This window comes from Caballeronia sp. GAWG2-1, assembly GCF_023631405.1.
Classification (GTDB): domain Bacteria; phylum Pseudomonadota; class Gammaproteobacteria; order Burkholderiales; family Burkholderiaceae; genus Caballeronia.
This window is the reverse complement of sequence record NZ_JALQDD010000002.1, coordinates 72,682-91,607: the sequence shown is the minus strand read 5'-3', so window position 1 is coordinate 91,607 and position 18,926 is coordinate 72,682. Positions and strand designations below refer to the sequence as shown.

The 18,926-nt window shown below is 61.9% G+C and carries 17 protein-coding genes and 1 riboswitch; of the genes, 14 read left to right on the top strand and 3 right to left on the bottom strand.

What is annotated here, in order from left to right; translation table 11 throughout:
- Positions 1-142: 142 nt before the first annotated feature.
- Positions 143-1,684, top strand: coding sequence for a flagellar filament capping protein FliD (fliD, locus tag NCR98_RS00795; RefSeq protein ID WP_244826798.1), 1,542 nt, complete (start codon positions 143-145; stop codon positions 1,682-1,684).
- Between the two features lie 9 nt (positions 1,685-1,693).
- Positions 1,694-1,993 (top strand): flagellar protein FliT, encoded by a 300-nt coding sequence (locus tag NCR98_RS00790; RefSeq protein WP_244826797.1) that lies wholly within the window; start codon positions 1,694-1,696, stop codon positions 1,991-1,993.
- A gap of 126 nt (positions 1,994-2,119) precedes the next feature.
- On the opposite strand, the gene NCR98_RS00785 is transcribed toward NCR98_RS00790, so the two are convergent.
- A complete protein-coding gene (locus tag NCR98_RS00785) occupies positions 2,120-3,130 on the bottom strand; it encodes a sodium:calcium antiporter (RefSeq protein ID WP_244826796.1) in 1,011 nt (336 codons plus the stop codon).
- A gap of 131 nt (positions 3,131-3,261) precedes the next feature.
- A riboswitch (yybP-ykoY riboswitch) is annotated at positions 3,262-3,415 on the bottom strand.
- Positions 3,416-3,614: 199 nt separating this feature from the next.
- Between NCR98_RS00785 and NCR98_RS00780 the strand changes: the two genes are divergently transcribed.
- Positions 3,615-5,210, top strand: a complete 1,596-nt coding sequence (locus NCR98_RS00780) for an ABC transporter substrate-binding protein (protein WP_250525296.1) — start codon at positions 3,615-3,617, stop codon at positions 5,208-5,210.
- 6 nt (positions 5,211-5,216) lie between these two features.
- Here the strand turns inward: NCR98_RS00780 and NCR98_RS00775 are convergent, their stop codons facing one another.
- On the bottom strand, positions 5,217-6,290 hold the full coding sequence (locus NCR98_RS00775) for an MBL fold metallo-hydrolase (protein ID WP_250525295.1): 1,074 nt from the start codon (positions 6,288-6,290) through the stop codon (positions 5,217-5,219).
- Between the two features lie 123 nt (positions 6,291-6,413).
- Here NCR98_RS00775 and NCR98_RS00770 point away from each other — a divergent pair, with 123 nt between their 5' ends.
- From NCR98_RS00770 to bioB, 11 genes are all read left to right on the top strand, one after another.
- A complete protein-coding gene (locus tag NCR98_RS00770) occupies positions 6,414-6,836 on the top strand; it encodes a MerR family transcriptional regulator (protein WP_244826793.1) in 423 nt (140 codons plus the stop codon).
- 24 nt (positions 6,837-6,860) lie between these two features.
- A complete protein-coding gene (gene aceK, locus NCR98_RS00765) occupies positions 6,861-8,660 on the top strand; it encodes a bifunctional isocitrate dehydrogenase kinase/phosphatase (RefSeq protein ID WP_250525294.1) in 1,800 nt (599 codons plus the stop codon).
- Between the two features lie 42 nt (positions 8,661-8,702).
- Entirely contained in the window at positions 8,703-9,479 is a 777-nt protein-coding gene (gene can / locus NCR98_RS00760; protein WP_250462664.1) for a carbonate dehydratase, read from the top strand.
- Positions 9,472-10,665 (top strand): acetyl-CoA C-acetyltransferase, encoded by a 1,194-nt coding sequence (locus NCR98_RS00755; RefSeq protein ID WP_250525293.1) that lies wholly within the window; start codon positions 9,472-9,474, stop codon positions 10,663-10,665. Before can ends, NCR98_RS00755 begins: the two co-directional genes overlap by 8 nt.
- A 47-nt stretch (positions 10,666-10,712) precedes the next feature.
- Entirely contained in the window at positions 10,713-11,321 is a 609-nt protein-coding gene (locus NCR98_RS00750; protein WP_250462659.1) for a glutathione S-transferase family protein, read from the top strand.
- Positions 11,318-11,740 (top strand): YchJ family protein, encoded by a 423-nt coding sequence (locus NCR98_RS00745; RefSeq protein ID WP_250525292.1) that lies wholly within the window; start codon positions 11,318-11,320, stop codon positions 11,738-11,740. Before NCR98_RS00750 ends, NCR98_RS00745 begins: the two co-directional genes overlap by 4 nt.
- A 326-nt stretch (positions 11,741-12,066) precedes the next feature.
- The gene (locus NCR98_RS00740) at positions 12,067-13,311 is read left to right on the top strand and encodes a dienelactone hydrolase family protein (protein ID WP_244826787.1); all 1,245 of its coding nucleotides are present in this window, start codon (positions 12,067-12,069) and stop codon (positions 13,309-13,311) included.
- A 284-nt stretch (positions 13,312-13,595) separates the two neighbouring features.
- Positions 13,596-14,909, top strand: a complete 1,314-nt coding sequence (locus tag NCR98_RS00735; protein WP_250525291.1) for an adenosylmethionine--8-amino-7-oxononanoate transaminase — start codon at positions 13,596-13,598, stop codon at positions 14,907-14,909.
- Positions 14,906-16,111, top strand: coding sequence for an 8-amino-7-oxononanoate synthase (gene bioF / locus NCR98_RS00730; RefSeq protein WP_250525290.1), 1,206 nt, complete (start codon positions 14,906-14,908; stop codon positions 16,109-16,111). Before NCR98_RS00735 ends, bioF begins: the two co-directional genes overlap by 4 nt.
- On the top strand, positions 16,108-16,809 hold the full coding sequence (bioD, locus tag NCR98_RS00725) for a dethiobiotin synthase (RefSeq protein ID WP_244826784.1): 702 nt from the start codon (positions 16,108-16,110) through the stop codon (positions 16,807-16,809). The genes bioF and bioD overlap by 4 nt, the downstream gene beginning before the upstream one ends.
- 4 nt (positions 16,810-16,813) lie before the next feature.
- On the top strand, positions 16,814-17,863 hold the full coding sequence (gene bioB, locus NCR98_RS00720) for a biotin synthase BioB (RefSeq protein WP_250525289.1): 1,050 nt from the start codon (positions 16,814-16,816) through the stop codon (positions 17,861-17,863).
- A gap of 46 nt (positions 17,864-17,909) precedes the next feature.
- On the opposite strand, the gene NCR98_RS00715 is transcribed toward bioB, so the two are convergent.
- Positions 17,910-18,887 (bottom strand): sulfate ABC transporter substrate-binding protein, encoded by a 978-nt coding sequence (locus tag NCR98_RS00715; RefSeq protein ID WP_250491775.1) that lies wholly within the window; start codon positions 18,885-18,887, stop codon positions 17,910-17,912.
- Between the last annotated feature and the right edge of the window lie 39 nt (positions 18,888-18,926).

Sequence of the window (18,926 nt, the reverse complement as noted above, 5' to 3'; positions counted from 1 at the left end):
GCGCGCCGGCGACGTACCCAGGGAGGCTTGCCTCCCGATTTGCATTTCCGCCAGAGGCGCCTTCATGACGAATCGCCTGCTGACGGCGCAGTAAAACGCATCTTCAACCGCTCACGGCAAGAAGCCAGAAACGGAGCCATACATGTCCACGGTAGCAACCACTTCGGCATCCACGGTCGATCCGACCAGCGCCGTCCAGCAGGCCGCGCAGTCGATCATCAGTGGCTCGACCAACTCCACGATGGATGTGAACTCGCTCGTCACCGCCATCGTCAACGCGAAGGTCGCCGGACAGACGGATGCGCTGACAGCCAAGCAAACCAAGGACAACACCCAGCTCACCGCGGTCGGCACGCTCAAGTCCGTGCTGTCGCTTTTGCAAAGCTCGGTGAGTTCGCTCGCGGACGGCACGACGCTCGGCGCCTTCACGGCGACCGGCAGCGGCAAGGGTCTGACCGGCACGGCCAGCACCGGCGCGGTCGCGGGCACTTATTCGGTCGCGGTCAGCAACATCGCCACCTCGCAATCGCTTACCTCCACCGCGTTCACCAGCACCGCGCAACTCGGCACGGGCACGATGAAGCTGTCGGTGGGCGGCAAGGACATGTCGATCAGCATCGACTCTTCGAACAACACGCTCGCGGGCATTGCGTCCGCGATCAACAAGGCAAGCGGTAACCCCGGCATCACGGCGGCGGTCGTCAACGGCACCGATGGCGCGCACCTCGTGCTGCGCTCGGCGTCGACGGGCCAGGCCAACGGCATTACCGTGGCGGTCACGCCGAACATGCAGTCCGACGGCACGACGCCCGACGACAACGGTTTGTCCAAACTCAACGTGGCATCGACGTTGAGCGCCGCCACGACAGACTCGAACGGCAATGCGGTTCCGGCGCAGACGGCCATCAGCTCGTCGAACTGGACGCAGACGACGGCCGGCATGGACGCCAACTTCACCATCGCGGGCACGCCTGCCAGCAGCTCGACCAATGCGGTCACGACGGCGCTGTCCGGCGTGACGCTGAATCTCACGTCGGATGCGGTCGGCACGACCCAGACCTTGACCATCGCGCAGGACACGGCCACGCAGAAGACGGCCATCGATGGCTTCGTCACCGCGTACAACAACTTCATCACGACGGCCGCGTCGCTGACTTCGTTCGACTCGACCCAGGCAGCCGGTTCGCAAGGCGGCGCGCTGCTCGGCGACTCGATGATGAACACCATTCGCAACGCCCTTTCCAGCACGATTGCCAAGGGCGTGGGTTCCGGCACGAGCCAGGTGAACCTCGCATCGATCGGCATTACGCTGCAACCGGACGGCACGCTCAAGACCGACGAAGACGCGCTGACCGCAGCATTGTCGAGCAACTCGGGCGCGGTGGCATCGCTCTTCAATTCGAGCACGGGCGTAGCCGCGCAACTGAACAACAGCCTGACCGGATTTCTCGCGACAGGCGGTATCGTCGATACGCGCACGACCGCGCTCACCGCCGATCTTTCGAGCATCACGGACCAGCAAACCGCGCTCGCTTCCTACACGGCGCAATTGACCACGACCTACAACGATCAGTTCACCGCGCTCAACACGCTGATGTCGCAGATGGCGACGCAGGGCAGCTACCTGACCGCGCTCTTCGGCGGCACCAACAGCGCGGGCGCGCTGGCAAGCAACAAGTCGTAAGGAACGATCATGAACCAGCAAGAAATGATTCAACACGCCTGGGCACTGACCGAGGCGATCGAAGCAGCGGTCAACGAAGAAAACTGGGCGCGCGCGGCCGAACTCACAGAGGCGCGCACGCCGCTCCTGATGGCCGTGGAAGCGAATCAGCCGGCTGAATCGCTCGCGACCATTCGCCGGATTCAGGCGAGCATCGAAGCAACGATGGGCCGTGCGAACGCCGCGCAAGCCATGCTGTCGACGGCGTACCGCAAGTCGATGGATCAGGCGAAAGCCGCCGGACGATATCAACAAGCCGCGCGCTTCTAAAGTTTTTCCGGCACGCGCCGATAACCTTAATAAGAACAACGAGAAGAACGCGTCAGACATGACGCGGCGCTTCGCTCTTGATGCCCGCCTCGCGCGGGCATTTTTTATTTGCGTCGCTCGAAGGCTTCAGCGGCCGAGGGTTAAGGTCAGATAAGCCGCGTACAAGATGCCATTGCCAAGCAATGCCCACAACACCACGCCATTGCCGCGCGCGTTGAAGCGCAGCCATGCCGCCGCCGCGAGCGTGATCAGCACGCCGGTCAGCACTTCCACGCGCGGCTCCCACGGCGTCAGCATGATGCCGATGCCCGGCAGCAAGGTGCCCTGAAATACCATCGCGCCTGTGATGTTGCCGAACGCGAGCGTATCTTTTCCGCGTCGCGCCCAAAGAATGCTGTTCACCTTTTCCGGCAGTTCGGTCGCAATCGGAATGATGATGAGCGAGAGCAAGAGCGGCGATATGCCAAGCGCCGCCGACACGCCTTCCACACCGTGGATGAAGCCCTTCGCCCCGCCGACGAGCAGCACGATGCCGATCAGGAACTGCAGCATGATCGACCCGATACCGTTCGGCAAACCCACGCGGGTGATGAAGAGACGCTCGGGCGCTTCCGTGCCGTGTCCGCTTTCGACAAGACTCGCCGATGCCTTGAACGTGGTGATCACGTAGATCACGTATAAGCCGACGAGGCCGACCGCGAACATCGCCCGCACCTGCCACGCATGATGCGGCACGAACATGGCGCCGGCCGCAATCAGGAACGCGACGAGAAAGAAGTTCAGGTCGCGCGTGAAGCCGCTGCGCTCGGGCATGATCCGGCCGCGCAAGCCACGCGATTTGATGACCGCGAGCGTCATCAGGAAAGTGGAAAGCGTCGCGAGCATGAGTGGCGCGCCGAGAATGGCGCCGACACCGATTTCTTCGTTAACCGAACGGCTCGCCGTGCCGCCCAGCAGCGCGATGATCGGCACGGTCGTTTCCGGCAGCGCCGTGCCGACCGCCGCGAACAGCGATCCAGTCACGCCCTCCGATATGCCGAGCCGTTCGCCGAGATGTTCGAGCGCATTGGTGAAGAGTTCCGATGCGATGAGAATGACCGCGAGCATCAACGCGAGTTCGACGAAGAGCATCGTCATGCGGCACCTCGCGGGAAACGATGCAACGCGCATGCGCGAATGAGCGCGCAGCGAGACAGGGATTTTTGTAGTTGTGGGGACACGATGATTCCACGGTCGGACGTTCAGCGAACCACGATGCGCCATGCGCCGTCCGACCAAGAACGACAAAGCGCATCGATGGTCTCGCCAAACCGCCGGATGCGACAGCACCGACCGGTCGAACGCGCCACGGCAGCAAGGCCGAGGATGTTGACGCGTTCTCCTTCGCTGATGGAAGGAAGGCTACTCCCCAAAGACCGGGGCAGTGTAGCCTGAGCCGCCCGGTTCGGCAACCCGCACGGCGCGTTCGAGGCATAAGCGTATGCGCAACGATTCGTTGTCGAGCGGCGAGCGCTTCGCTAACCTAGCCGCGCGGATGCGCTACTTGCTCGCCACACGCGCACAGGGTAAAACCAGCCACAAGAACAATCGTAATGTGACCAGCCGGGTCACGGGAGATCTCATGCGCAACACACTTTTCGCTGCCGCCATCGCCGCGACGTTCGCCGTCGCGCCGCTTATCGCAATGGCCAAGCCGCTCACCATCTGCACAGAATCGAGCCCGGACGGCTTCGATGTCGTGCAGTTCAATTCGCTCGTCACGACCAACGCGTCGGCGGATGTCATCTTCAACACGCTCGTGTCATACGACGAGGCCGCGAAGAAAGTCGCGCCCGCGCTCGCCGAGAAGTGGGAGCTCAGCAGCGACGGTCTCACCTACACGTTCCATCTGCGTCCGAACGTGCAGTTCCAGACCACCGACTACTTCAAGCCAACGCGTCCGCTCAATGCCGACGATGTCGTCTTCACCTTCGAGCGCATGTTGTCGGACAGCAACCCCTGGCACAAGATCGCGGGCGCGAGCGGCTTTCCGCATGCGCAATCGATGGGTCTCGTGAAGCTCATCAAGGCCGTGACCAAGGTCGATGACAAAACGGTGAAGTTCGAACTCAACGAGCAGAACGCGACCTTCGTGCCGATCCTCACGATGGGCTTCGCATCGATCTACTCGGCGGAATATGCGGACAAGCTGCTGAAAGCGAACCAGCAAGTCGATCTGAACAGCAAGCCTGTCGGCACCGGTCCGTTCGTGCTCAAGAGTTATACGAAAGACGCGGTGATCCGTTATGACGTGAATCAGAGCTACTGGGGGCCGAAGCCTAAAATCGATCGCCTGATTTATGCCATCACGCCGGACGCCGCCGTGCGCGCGCAGAAGATCAAGGCGGGCGAATGTCAGATCGCGTTGTCGCCGAAGCCGCAGGACGTGCTCGACGCGAAGAAGGACAAGTCGCTGAAGGTTAGCGAGACGCCCGCATTCATGACCGCGTTCGTCGCGCTGAACACGCAGAAGAAGCCGCTCGATAACCCGAAGGTGCGGCAGGCGTTGAACATGGCGTTCGACCGCACCACCTATACGAAGACGGTGTTCGAAAACACGGGAACGCCCGCTGTGAACCCGTATCCGCCGAACACGTGGAGCTATGACAAGAACATCGCGGCGTACAAGTATTCGCCCGATGCCGCGAAGAAACTGCTCGCGGATGCAGGCTTGCCCAATGGCTTCGAAACGACCATCTGGGTGCGTCCGAACGGCAGTGTGCTGAACCCGAATCCGAAAGCTGGCGCCGAACTGCTGCAGGCGGATCTCGCGAAGATCGGCGTGAAGGCGCAGGTGAAGATTATCGAGTGGGGCGAACTCATCAAGGAAGCCAAGCAGGGCCAGCACGACATGCTCTTCATGGGCTGGGCCGGCGATAACGGCGATCCGGACAACTACCTCTCGCCGCTTTTCAGTTGCAATGCGGTGAAGTCGGGCATCAACTTCGCGCGCTTCTGCGACCCGCAACTCGATAAGCTCATCGCGGATGGCAAGGTCACCTCCGACGTCGCGAAACGCACGAAGGCTTATGTGGACGCGCAGAAGATCATCCACGATCAGGCGCTGTGGATTCCGCTCGTTTATCCGACTGCGGCGGCAATCACGCGTGCCAACGTCAGCGGCTATAACGTGAGTCCGTTCGGGCGGCAGAACTTCGGGGCTGTGTTGGTGCAGTAACGAGTTCTAAGCGGGCGAGTACCGGATCACCCCGTCCTCGCCCGTCTCGCGCGTAAGCGTGCCATCCAGCCACAACAAGTTCAGATGCGCGAGCGCTTCGCCAAGTGCGAAGGTCATCTGATGGATATCGAGCTTGCGCTTGAACATGATCGGCACGATATCTCCCGCGCTGCACGGACGCTGCGTGCACGCCTCGACCACTTCCGCAAGCCGCGCGCGATGATGGTCCCGCAACTGACCGATACGCGTGAGCACGCCGCGAAACGGCTTGCCATGCGAAGGCAAGGCGAGCACATCGGCGGGCATGTGTTCGTAGCGTCCCAACGATTCGAGATATAGCGCAAGCGGATTGCCTTCTGGCTCGATAGCGAACACGGACACGTTCGTCGAGATGCGTGGCAAAACCATATCGCCGGAAATGAGCAGCTTGTCCGCCGCGCAATACAGCGCACTATGTTCGGGCGAATGACCGTAGCCCGAAATGATTTGCCATTCGCGTCCGCCAATCGCGATGCGGTCGCCATCGCGGATACGGCGGAACTCGGCGGGGATGGAAGGCACGAGCGTCGGGTAATAGCTGTCGCGCTTTCTCAATGCATCGAGCGATGCCTCGTCCGTTAGACCATGCGCCGCGAAGTGCTTCGCCGCGCGCTCGCCGCCCGCGTTCGAGCCATCGCCCGCGGCCATCACGCGGCCCATTGCATACTCGCCGAGCGCAATCCAGAGACGCACGTTCCAGCGTGCCTTGTCGCCACCCTTGCAGATCCAGTCGGCAAGACCGAGATGATCCGGATGGCAATGCGTGACGATCACGCGCAGCACAGGCAAGCCGTCGAGCGCGCTGTCGAACACGCTTTCCCAGTTCGCGCGAATATTTTCGTTCGAGATGCCGCAATCGATGATGGTCCAACCCTGCACGCCATCGATCTCATCGCGCAATAGCCACAGATTGATGTGATCGAGCGCGAACGGCAAAGGCATGCGCAGCCAGTAAAGGCCAGGCGCGACTTCCTTCACGCGCCCCGCTTCGGGCAATTCGTCGGCAAAAACATAATCGAGTTGATGTTCGAGTGCGTTCATTCTTTTGCGCCTCTGAAGTGTGCATGAATGCGGGTTCAAGCCACGTTGCAATTTCGCCAGGTTGACGATAACGTAAACCTCATTCTAACGTCGCATGTGTGATCACGTGCTCCGGCGCCGGCAATGACTCAAGCCATTCACTACACCATCAGCGAACTGGCGCGCGAGTTCGACATCACGTCGCGCGCCATTCGCTTCTACGAAGACCACGGTCTACTCGCGCCCGAGCGCGAAGGCGCGAACGGCCTGCGGCGTGTGTATTCGTCACGCGATCGCACGCGCCTGAAACTCACGCTACGCGGCAAGCGGCTCGGCTTTACGTTGTCGGAGATTCGCACGCTGCTGGACTTGTACGACTCGCCCACGGGCGGCACGCGGCAGTTGCAGGCTTTTGTCGATACCATCGCGGCGCATCGCGAAGTGCTCGAGCGGCAACTCGTCGATCTCACCACGACACTCGCCGAACTCGAAACATACGAGAAGCAAGGCCGCGCGCTCCTTGCCGCTGGCGTCGAAAAGCGCGCCCGCAGAGCCAAAGCCGCATGATGGCCAACGAGACGCCCAGCCGACATGAATCACTTCCCCAAGCTGCTCTCGTCGCAAATAGGTTTCGATGTCGCGCAGACGATACTCGAAGGCTTCGATCGCCATTACCGCGTCTTTCGCGAAGCGGCAGTCGAGGCGAAGCATCTGTTCGAGGAAGGCAACTGGCAAGCGCTCGCGCAACGCGCACGCGACCGCATCGCGTCTTATGACGATCGCGTCGCGGAATGCGTGACGTCGCTGGAAGACGAGTACGAAGCCGAGACCATCGACGATGAAATCTGGCAGCAGATCAAGCTGCACTTCATCGGCTTGTTGACGACGCATCGGCAGCCGGAATGCGCGGAGACGTTCTTCAACTCGGTGTGCTGCAAGATCCTGCATCGCTCGTATTTCAACAACGATTTCATCTTCGTGCGGCCCGCCATTTCGACGGAATACATCGAGAACGACGAGCCCGCCGCCAAGCCGACGTATCGCGCGTATTACCCCGAGAAAGACGGGCTGCAGGCCACGCTCGAACGCATCGTCACGAACTTTCAGCTGGAGCCTTCGTTCGAGGATTTGCCGCGCGACGTGCATTGCGTGGTGGATGCAATCGAAGAGGCCTTTGGCCAACTCACGCCCGCGCCGAACTTTCAGATTCACGTGCTCTCGTCGCTGTTCTTTCGCAACAAGGCGGCATATGTCGTCGGGCGCATCATCAATGGCGATGCCTTACTTCCGTTCGCGGTTGCCATCCGTCACACGCAGCCGCACTTGCTGGCGCTCGACACCGTGCTTTTGAACCGGGAGCAGTTGCTCGTCATCTTCAGCTTCTCGCATTCGTACTTTCTCGTCGACATGGAAGTGCCGTCCGCGTATGTGCAGTTCTTGCGCAGCATCATGCCGGGCAAGCCGAAGGCCGAAATCTATACCTCGGTGGGCTTGCAGAAGCAGGGCAAGAATCTGTTCTATCGCGACCTGCTGCATCATCTGAAACATTCGAGCGATCGCTTCATCGTGGCGCCCGGCATCAAGGGGCTCGTGATGATCGTGTTCACGCTGCCTTCGTTTCCTTACGTGTTCAAGCTCATAAAGGACGCGTTTCCGCCGCCGAAGGAAACCACGCGCGAGAAGATTCAGGGCAAGTATCAACTCGTCAAGCGTCACGACCGCGTGGGCCGCATGGCCGACACGCTCGAATATTCGAGCGTCGCGCTGCCGCTTGCGCGCCTCGACGATGCGTTGATCCGCGAACTTGAAAAAGAAGCGCCTTCGATGATCGAATACGAAGGCGACAAGCTCGTCATCAAGCACGTGTATATCGAACGGCGCATGGTGCCACTCAATCTCTTTCTGCAAGGCGGCAGCGACGCGGACGTCGATCACGGCATCCGCGAATATGGCGACGCAATCAAGCAGTTGATTCAGGCGAACATCTTTCCCGGCGACATGCTGTACAAGAATTTCGGCGTGACGCGCCACGGGCGTGTCGTGTTTTACGATTACGATGAAATCGAGTATCTGACCGATTGCAACGTGCGTAGCGTGCCGCCGCCGCGCTACGAGGAAGACGAGCTGTCCGGGGAACCGTGGTATACCGTCGGGCCGCACGACATCTTTCCGGAGACGTACGGCACGTTCCTGCTCGGCGATCCGCGCGTGCGCGAAGCATTCATGCGTCATCACGCGGATTTTTTCGATCCCGCGCTGTGGCAGCGTCACAAGGAGCAGCTGCAACGAGGCGAACTCGCCGATTTTTTCCCCTACGACCGGGCCCTGCGATTCTGCATCCGCTATCCGGAGCGTTTCGACAAGGCAACGGCATCGATACGCGCGGCTTGATACATCATCGAGCGCGCAAGTACCCGAAACACGACCATCACCATGACTGAGCAAAACGACCAAGCCTTCCATCCCCTCGCCCATCTCTTCGACAACAATCAGGCGTGGGTCGAACGCAAGCTATCCGACGACGCGGAGTTCTTCACGCGCCTCGCGCACCAGCAGGCGCCGGAGTATCTGTGGATCGGCTGCTCCGACTCGCGCGTGCCGGCGAACCAGATCATCGGCTTGCCGCCCGGCGAAGTGTTCGTGCATAGAAACATCGCGAACGTGGTCGTTCACTCGGACCTCAATGCGCTGTCCGTCATTCAGTTCGCGGTGGACTTGCTGAAGGTGAAGCACATCATGGTCGTCGGCCACTACGGCTGCTCGGGCGTGGGTGCGGCGCTCGTCGGCCAGCGCGTGGGTCTCGCGGACAACTGGTTGCGGCACGTCGAGGACGTGCGCGAAAAACACGCAGCGCTGCTCGATGAATGGCCGGTTGGAGAAGCGCGGCACCGGCGTCTGGTCGAACTCAATACCATCGAGCAGACGCTCAACGTGTGCCGCACGACCATCGTCAACGACGCGTGGGCGCGCGGTCAGGACCTCACCGTGCACGGCTGGACCTATGGCGTGCACGATGGCCGCTTGCGCAACATGGGCATGATGATCAGCGCGCAAGACCAGGTGGATTCAACCTATCAGGCATGCCTCGCCGCGTTGACGCGCGGCGGCGCGCATGCCGCGGCGAACGATGTGATCGCGTCGGATGCGGCGCGGCTCGGCGACGTTCCCGCCGTCATTCAAGGCGTCATCAAGGAGCTGAAACATGAGTGAGACATCGAAGGATTCCGTGGTCATCGTATCGGCGGCACGCACGCCGATGGCCGCATTTCAGGGCGATTTCGCCGCGATGACCGCGCCGCAGCTCGGCGCGGTCGCGATTCGCGCGGCATGCGAACGCGCGGGTCTCGAACCCGCGCGGATCGACGAAGCGATCATGGGCTGCGTGCTGCCTGCGGGCCAAGGTCAAGCGCCTGCACGGCAAGCGGCGCTCGGCGCGGGCTTGCCGCTTTCCACCGGCAGCACGACCATCAACAAGATGTGCGGCTCCGGCATGCGCGCGGCCATGTTCGCGCACGACATGCTGCTGGCGGGCTCGGCCGATGTGATCGTCGCGGGCGGCATGGAAAGCATGACGAATGCGCCGTATGTGTTGCCGAAGGCTCGCGGCGGCATGCGCATGGGTCACGGTCAGGTGCTCGACCACATGTTCCTCGACGGCCTCGAAGACGCTTACGACAAGGGGCGTCTCATGGGCGCGTTCGCGGAGCAATGCGCGTCGTCGTATGAGTTTTCGCGCGAATCGCAAGATGCGTTTGCCGTCGAGTCGTTGCGACGCGCTCAGCGCGCCAACGACGACGGTTCCTTCGCCTGGGAAATCGCGCCCGTCACGGTGCAAGGCAGAAAGGGCGATACGGTCATCGCGCGCGACGAACAGCCGTTCAAGGCGAACATCGAGAAGATTCCATCGCTCAAGCCCGCGTTTGCCAAGGACGGCACGGTGACGGCCGCGAATTCGTCGTCCATCTCCGATGGCGCCGCCGCGCTCGTGATGATGCTCGAATCCACCGCCAAGCGGTTGGGCGTGACGCCGCTCGCGCGAGTCGTGGGTCACAGCACTTTCGCGCAGCAGCCCGCGTTGTTCACGACCGCGCCGGTTGGCGCCATTCGCAAGCTGTTCGAGAAGAACGGCTGGCGTTCCGGCGATATCGATCTCTACGAAATCAACGAGGCCTTCGCCGTAGTCGCCATGGCCGCGATGCGCGAGCACGATCTGCCGCACGACAAGGTCAACGTGAACGGCGGCGCGTGTGCGCTCGGACATCCTATCGGCGCGTCCGGCGCGCGCATTCTCGTGACCTTGCTTGCGGCGCTGAAGGCTCGCGGGCTCAAGCGCGGCGTTGCGAGCTTGTGTATCGGCGGCGGCGAAGCGACGGCCATGGGTATCGAACTGGTCTAAAGAGTTGGCGCCGTGCCACGACCATCCATAACAAGGGAAGATTGCACGTGACTTATCAGGTACATGGCGTTTCGTCATCGGGAAACTGCTACAAGGTGCGGCTCGCGCTCGAACAACTGAATCTGCCCTACGTCTGGCACGAAGTGGACATGATGAACGGCGCCACGCGCACCGAGTCGTTCCTGAAGCTCAATCCGAATGGCAAGGTTCCGGTGCTCGTCATCGACGAACAAATGGCGCTCACCGAATCGAACGCCATTCTCTGCTATCTCGCCGATGGCACGCCGCTCCTGCCCGCCGACCGGCTCGAACGCGCGCGCGTGCTGCAATGGATGTTCTTCGAGCAATACAGTCACGAGCCATATGTCGCGGTGGCGCGCTTCATCAAGCAGTTCCTGAAGAAGCACGACGATCCGCGGCTGCCCGACAAGATCGCTGGTTCGTACCGCGCGCTCGACGTGATGGAGCAGCATCTCGCCACGCGCACGTTCTTCGCCGCCGAGCGCTACACGGTGGCCGATATCGCGCTTTACGCTTACACGCATGTCGCGGATGAAGCCGGTCTCGATCTCGCTAGCTATCCGGCCATTCGCGCCTGGCTCGCGCGCGTGAAGAACCAGCCGGGGCGCATCGACATGCCGAGCGTGGATCAATGAAGCCGGTGGAATGTCCTTGCGGCGGAGCATCGCCCAATCAACATCCGAACGCCCGCGCGCCGCGTTATGAAGCATGCTGCGGGCGCTTTATCGAAGGCGGCGCCTTTCCGGCGAACGCAATGGAACTCATGCGTTCGCGCTATACCGCTTACGTCCTCGGCAATACGACCTACCTGCGCGCGACCTGGGACGACAAAAGCCGCCCGCCCGATCTCGATGTCTCGAACGACACGCACACACGCTGGCTCGGTTTGCAAATCAAACGTCACGCTGTGATCGATACACAACACGAGGAAGTCGAATTCGTCGCGCGCTACAAGGTCGAAGGGCGAGCGCATCGCTTGCACGAAGCCAGCCGCTTTTGCCGCGACAACGCCGGCCATTGGGTCTATATCGACGGTGACATAAAAGAAAAGTAAATGTCTCTTTAAAACATATAAATCCGATTCAGTATTAATTTCCTTGATTTCTCCTTTCAAATTAAATGGTTACGGGGTTACGCTTATTGTGCAGTGCAATTTTGAACAGTTAATCTCTCTTCACGTCAGGGCGCAGTCATTGCCGCGCCCCGATGTTCGCAGCGAAGCCCCGTATTGAAGCCAATTGTCATGCCTTTTCTAGGCATGGCTCCCGGAACCCGCATTCGATACTGCTCATCATGAGCAGCGAGATAGGTTTGTGACTTCAATCGTGCATTTGGGGCCAAGCCAATCAAGCCTTAATCGGAGCGAGGCGGAGTTAAGGGATGGCGATCAGAACCTGGTTGGTCGGATGCAGCATGGTGTGCTCACTTGCGACATCGTTCTTCACGACTGTCGTGAAAGCCGAACCGATCGGCGGCGTTCGCCCCTCCGAAGGGCTTTCAGCCCCCGTCTTCGGCCAGATACCCGACGCGCTCGACGCTCACCTTCCGGTCGTCGGCAATGGTCTGAACGAAAGCATCGTTCAAATTCCCGAAGCCGACATCTCGCTCGAAACGACCGTTTTCAAACCGGACGGCGCGGGTCCTTTCCCGATGATCGTCTTCAACCACGGCAAGCTCCCCGGCGACTCCCACGCCCAACCGCGTAATCGGCCGGTCGCGCTCGCACGCGAGTTCGTGCGTCATGGCTATGTCGTGGTCGTGCCGAATCGTCGCGGCTTCGCGGGCTCGGGCGGCGACTACGCCGGCCATGGTTGCGATGTCGAAGCCAACGGCTTCGCGCAGGCGGAAGACGTCGCCGCAGCGGTCGCGTACATGAGCCAGCAGCCTTATGTCGACAAGACGCATATTGTCGTGGGCGGCACTTCGCACGGCGGCTTGACGACGATGGCCTACGGTGCGCGCGAAGCGGTCGCGGCGCCGGGCGTGCGCGGTCTCATCAATTTCTCGGGCGGTCTGCGTCAGGACGAATGCGCCGGCTGGCAAAAAAATCTCGTCGATGCCTTCGGCGCTTATGGCGAGAACGTTCGTTTGCCTTCGCTGTGGCTCTACGGTGACAACGATTCGGTGTGGCAAGGCGACTTGTCCACGCAGATGTATGCCGCGTTCGTGTCGCACGGCGCACGCGCGCAGATGACCGACTTCGGCACCTACAAGAACGACGCGCATCGGCTCGTCGGCGACCGCGACGGCGTGCAGGTCTGGTGGCCGCGCGTGAAGGCGTTCCTCGCGCAAGTCGGCATGCCGACCACGGTGCAATATCAGGTCGCCGAGCCGCATTCGCCGAAGGCCACCGACTTTGCGAACCTCGATGCCGTGCAATCCGTGCCCTTCATCGATGAAAGCGGCCGCAACGGCTATCGCAACTTCCTGAGCCAATATTCGAGCCGCGCGTTCGCCGTGTCGAACTCGGGCGCGTGGTCGTGGGCTGAAGGCGGCGACGACCCGATGTCCGTCGCGCTCGCCAGTTGCCAGAAGCAGAGCGCCGATCCCTGCAAGCTCTACGCGGTGGATAACGCCGTCGTGTGGAACGAAGCGGGCGAGCAAACGCAGACGGCATCGCGCTGATACGCTTCTTCCCTCCAAATTTTTCGAACGCCGGCCTTGCGCCGGCGTTTTTGCTTCTTTCGCCCGTGTTGGCGGTCCGTTCGGCGAAGTTAGCCGCGATCGTGCTTTTCACCACTTCGTGGAAGCGTGCGCAGGCGATCCAGGACCCGGCCGAAAAGCGAAGCTTCCGGATATTTTCGCCATAATCGAAGCGCGCGAAGTCAGGCGCAATCCTCGAATAGCGCAGGCCCTCGCGGCTTGCCCGATGTATCCGGCTGGCGCCATGCGCCGCCTGGGAGCCGTTTTTGAACACAGAAGACAATCAGGACTGGGTCGCGCGCTCGCTCGCCGCGGTGTGGCACCCGTGCACTCAGATGAAACACCACGAGCGCATGCCGCTCGTGCCCATCGCGCGCGGCAAGGGCGCGTGGCTCTACGACCCGGCGGGCAACCGCTATCTCGACGCCATCAGTTCGTGGTGGGTCAATCTGTTCGGCCACGCGAATCCCGACATCAACCGCGCGCTCAAGGATCAGCTCGATACGCTCGAACACGCGATGCTCGCGGGCTGCACGCATGCGCCCGCCGTCGAACTGGCCGAACGGCTGTCCGCGCTCACACGGCACACGCTCGGTCATGCTTTTTTTGCGTCCGATGGCGCGTCCGCCGTCGAGATCGCGTTGAAGATGAGCTTTCACTTCTGGCACAACCGTGGGCAAAGTGAAAAGCGCGAGTTCGTGTGCATGGCGAACAGCTATCACGGCGAAACCATCGGCGCGCTCGGCGTGACCGATGTCGCGCTCTTCAAGGACGCATACGATCCGCTGATCCGCCACGCGCATGTGGTCGCATCGCCGGCGGCGAGCGGCGAAGACCAAGCCATCGACGCCATGCGCGCGCTCTTCGAACAACGCGCCGCGCATCTCGCCGCCGTGATCGTCGAGCCGCTCGTGCAATGCGCGGCCGGCATGGCGATGTACGACGCGTCGTATCTCACCCGCTTGCGCGCCCTGTGCGATGAACACGGCGTGCATTTGATCGCCGATGAGATCGCGGTCGGCTGCGGCCGCACCGGCACCTTCTTCGCGTGCGAGCAAGCGGGCATCTGGCCGGACTTCGTGTGCTTGTCGAAGGGCATCAGCGGCGGTTATCTGCCGCTTTCCATCGTGCTCACGCGCGATGACATCTACGCCGCTTTCTACGATGACGACGTTACGCGCGGCTTTCTGCATTCGCATTCGTACACGGGCAATCCGCTTGCATGCCGCGCCGCGCTCGCGACGCTCGATCTGTTCGAAAGCGCCAACGTGCTCGCGGAGAATCGCCGCAAAGCCGCGCTTTTGCGCGAGGCCTTGCAGCCGCTCGTGAAGCATGAACGCGTGCGCAATCTACGCGAGCGCGGCACGATCTTCGCGTTCGATGTCGTCACCGAAGATCGCGCGTTCTCGCGTCGCTTCTTCGAGTTGGGGCTGGAGCGCGAACTGTTGCTGCGTCCTATCGGCAAGACGGTTTATCTGATGCCGCCATACGTGCTCACCGACGACGAACTCGCGCTGCTCGCCAGGCGCACGCGCGAAACGCTCGATGCCACGCTCGCCGCCGCCGAGGCCACCGCATGAGCGACACATCGAAAGCGCTCTACGAAACGCTGCAGCAAGGACTCGCCGATATCGACGCGCGCGGTTTGCGCCGCCGTCGCAGAACCATCGACAGCGCGTGTTCGGCCCATATGACCGTCGATGGCCGCGCGATGATCGGCTTCGCGAGCAACGACTATCTCGGTCTCGCCGCCCACGAAGCGCTGCGGGAAGCGCTTGCCGAAGGCGCGTCGCTGTATGGCGCGGGCAGCGGCGGCTCGCATCTGCTGGGCGGCCATTCGCGCGCCCACGCGCAACTCGAAGACGATCTCGCCGCGTTTTCCGGCGGCTTCGTCGACGACCCGCGCGCGCTTTACTTCAGCACCGGTTACATGGCCAATCTCGCCGTGCTCTCGACGCTCGCCGGACGCGGCACGATGGTGTTCTCCGACGCGCTGAATCATGCGTCTCTGATCGATGGCGTCAGGCTCTCGCGCGCGCAGGTGCAAATTTATCCGCACGCCGACATGGAAGCGCTCGACGCCATGCTCGATGCATCGCAAGCGGACGCGACGACGAAGCTCATCGTGACGGATACCGTGTTCAGCATGGACGGCGATATCGCGCCGTTGCAAAGTCTCGTGGAACTCGCGGAGAAATACGGTGCGTGGCTCGTCGTCGACGATGCCCACGGCTTCGGCGTGCTCGGTCCGCAAGGTCGCGGCGCGCTCGCGCAATTCGCGCTGCGCTCGCCGCATCTCGTCTATGTCGGCACGCTAGGCAAGGCGGCGGGCGTTTCCGGCGCGTTCGTCGCGGCAAGCGAGACGGTCATCGAATGGTTGATCCAGCGCGCGCGGCCTTATATCTTCACGACCGCGTCGCCGCCTGCCGTGGCGCACGCCGTATCCGTGAGCATCGGGTTGATCGGCAGCGAAGACGGCGATGCGCGACGCAAGCATCTGGCATCGCTCATCGAAACGACGCGCGGCATGTTGAAACGCACACGCTGGTTGCCGGTCGAATCGAAGACGGCGGTGCAGCCGCTCGTCATCGGCGGCAACGACGAAACGCTCGCGCTCGCCGCCGCGCTCGACAAACGAGGCCTCTGGGTTCCCGCGATCCGCCCGCCGACCGTGCCCGCGGGGACATCGCGCTTGCGCATTTCGTTATCGGCCGCGCATGGCGACGACGACCTCGCCCGACTCGACGAAGCACTTGGCACGCTCAGTAAAGAAACGACATGACCGCTTTATCGCTATTCGTCGCCGGCACCGATACGGAGATCGGCAAGACCTTCGTCTCGTGCGCGCTGTTGCATGGCTTCGCGCGCGCGAACTTGCGCGCCGCCGCGATGAAACCCATCGCGTCCGGCGCAATCGAACGTGACGGCGTGCTGCATAACGAAGACGCCGATCAACTCGATGCCGCCGCCAACGTCGCGCTGCCGCCCGCCATTCGCACGCCGTTCATGATGCGCGAGCCGATTGCGCCGCATATCGCCGCCGCGCGTGAAGGCATTGCGCTGGATATCGGGCGCATCGTAAAGGCGCATCGCGTGGCGTGCGATCATGCGGATATCGTCGTCGTGGAAGGCGTGGGCGGCTTTCGCGTGCCGCTAGACGATACCCATGACACCGCCGATCTCGCCGTCGCGCTGAAGCTGCCGGTCGTGCTCGTGGTCGGCATGCGGCTCGGCTGCATCAGCCATGCGTTGCTGACCGCCGAGGCGATCACGTCGCGCGGCTTGCGCATCGCGGGCTGGGTGGCGAATCGCGTCGATCCGCACATGCTTTATCCGGAAGAAAACATTCATTCGCTGCAACACCGGCTCGATGCACCGCTCATCGGCGTGATTCCGCATTTCGCGCCATCCGACGCCGCGCGCGCCGCCGATCATCTCGACACGCGCCTTCTGCTCGACCGGCTTTTACTCAAGGACTGAATTCATGACGCAGACCATCACTGCCAACGCATCGTTGCAAACTGCCGCGCAAACCTCCGCGCCGACGCAAACGCCCGCGCAGGCGCGCTGGAAAGTCGCCGATATCGTCGCGCTTTACGACCTGCCGTTCAACGACCTGCTGTATCGCGCGCAAACGGTGCATCGCGAACATTTCGATCCGAACGCCGTACAGCTCTCCACGCTTCTGTCGATCAAGACCGGCGGCTGCGAGGAAGATTGCGCGTACTGTCCGCAGTCCGTGCATCACGACACCGGCCTGCAAGCCGACAAGCTGATGGCCGTGGATGAAGTGCTGAAGGCCGCCGCAGCCGCCAAGGCCAACGGCGCGACGCGCTTTTGCATGGGCGCGGCGTGGCGCAATCCGAAGGATCGCCATCTTGAGCCGATCAAGGACATGATTCGCGGCGTCAAGGCAATGGGACTGGAAACCTGCGTGACGCTTGGGATGCTGGAGCCGCATCAGGCAGAAGGCTTGCGCGATGCCGGCCTCGATTACTACAACCACAATCTCGATACGTCGCCCGAGTTCTACGGCCAGATCATTTCGACGCGCACGTATCAGGATCGTCTCGATACGCTCGAACGCGTGCGCGATGTGGGCATCAACGTGTGCTGCGGCGGGATTGTCGGCATGGGCGAATCACGGCGTGAACGCGCCGGTTTGATCTCGCAGCTCGCCAACATGGAGCCGTATCCGGAGTCGGTGCCGATCAACAATCTCGTGCAAGTGGCCGGAACGCCGCTCACGGGCACCGCGCGGCTCGATCCCTTCGAGTTCGTGCGCACGATCGCGGTGGCGCGTATCACCATGCCCAAGGCGATGGTCCGTCTTTCGGCCGGACGCGAGCAGATGGATGAAGCGTTGCAGGCGCTTTGTTTCGCGGCGGGCGCGAACTCGATCTTCTACGGCGATCAGTTGCTCACGACGAGCAACCCGCAAGCCGAAGCGGACCGCAAGCTGATCGAGCGTCTGGGAATGCGCGCGGAATCGGCGCAGAACGTCAGCGCGGAAGAACGCGGCTGCTCGAACTGAGCGGAGAGTAAAAAGAAAAGGGCTCGCGCGTGGCGAGCCCTTTCGGTTATTTCTTCTCGACCACCTGATCGAAAGTCCCGCCATCGGCGAAATGGGTTTGCTGCGCCTTCTGCCAGCTACCGAAGATCTGCTCCACCGTGAACGTCTTGAGCGGCTTGAACTCGCTTGCATGCTTGGCCAGCACCTCCGCGTTACGCGGCCGCAAATGATGCTGCGCGATGATCTCCTGCGCTTGCGGCGTGTAAAGAAAGTCCACGTATGCCTGCGCCTCCTTGCGCGTGCCGCGCTTGTCCACCACCTTGTCGACGATGGAAACCGGCGGCTCCGCCAACAGGCTCGATGACGGATACACCGCATCGAAGTCCTTCGCGCCGACGCCTGCTTCGATCAGTCCGACTTCGTTCTCGAAAGTCACGAGCACGTCGCCGATATTGCGCTGCGTGAAGGTCGTGGTCGCACCGCGCCCACCGGTGTCAAGCGTCGGCACGTTGGCGAGGATCGCTTTCTCGAAGTCCAGCGCCTGCGCATCGGTTGCGCCCTGCTGCTTCTTGTAGCCCCACGCCGCGAGATACGTGTAGCGGCCATTACCCGAAGTCTTCGGATTCGCGATGATCACTTGCACGCCCGGCCGCGCGAGATCGCTCCAGTCCTTGATGTTCTTCGGATTGCCCTTTCGCACGAGGAACACCATGGTCGTCGTGTAGGGCGCGCTGCCGTTCGGAAGACGCGTGCGCCAGTTGGCCGGAACGAGTTGACCGCGTTCGGCAAGCAGGTCGATGTCGTTGGGCTGATTCATCGTCACGACATCGGCTTGCAGTCCCTGAAGCACCGACAGCGCCTGCGCGCTCGACGCCCCATGCGACTGCTTCACCGTCACCGTTTCGCCCGCGCGGCTTTTGTAGTCGGCGATGAACGCCGTATCGATGTCCTTGTACAGTTCGCGCGTCACGTCGTAGGAGACGTTGAGCAACGAAGTATCGGCATGCGCGATGCCCGCCGTCATATAGAGCGCCGCGGCTGCCATCAGCACGCGCTTACTGTATCCCGCCATATCGTCCTCAAG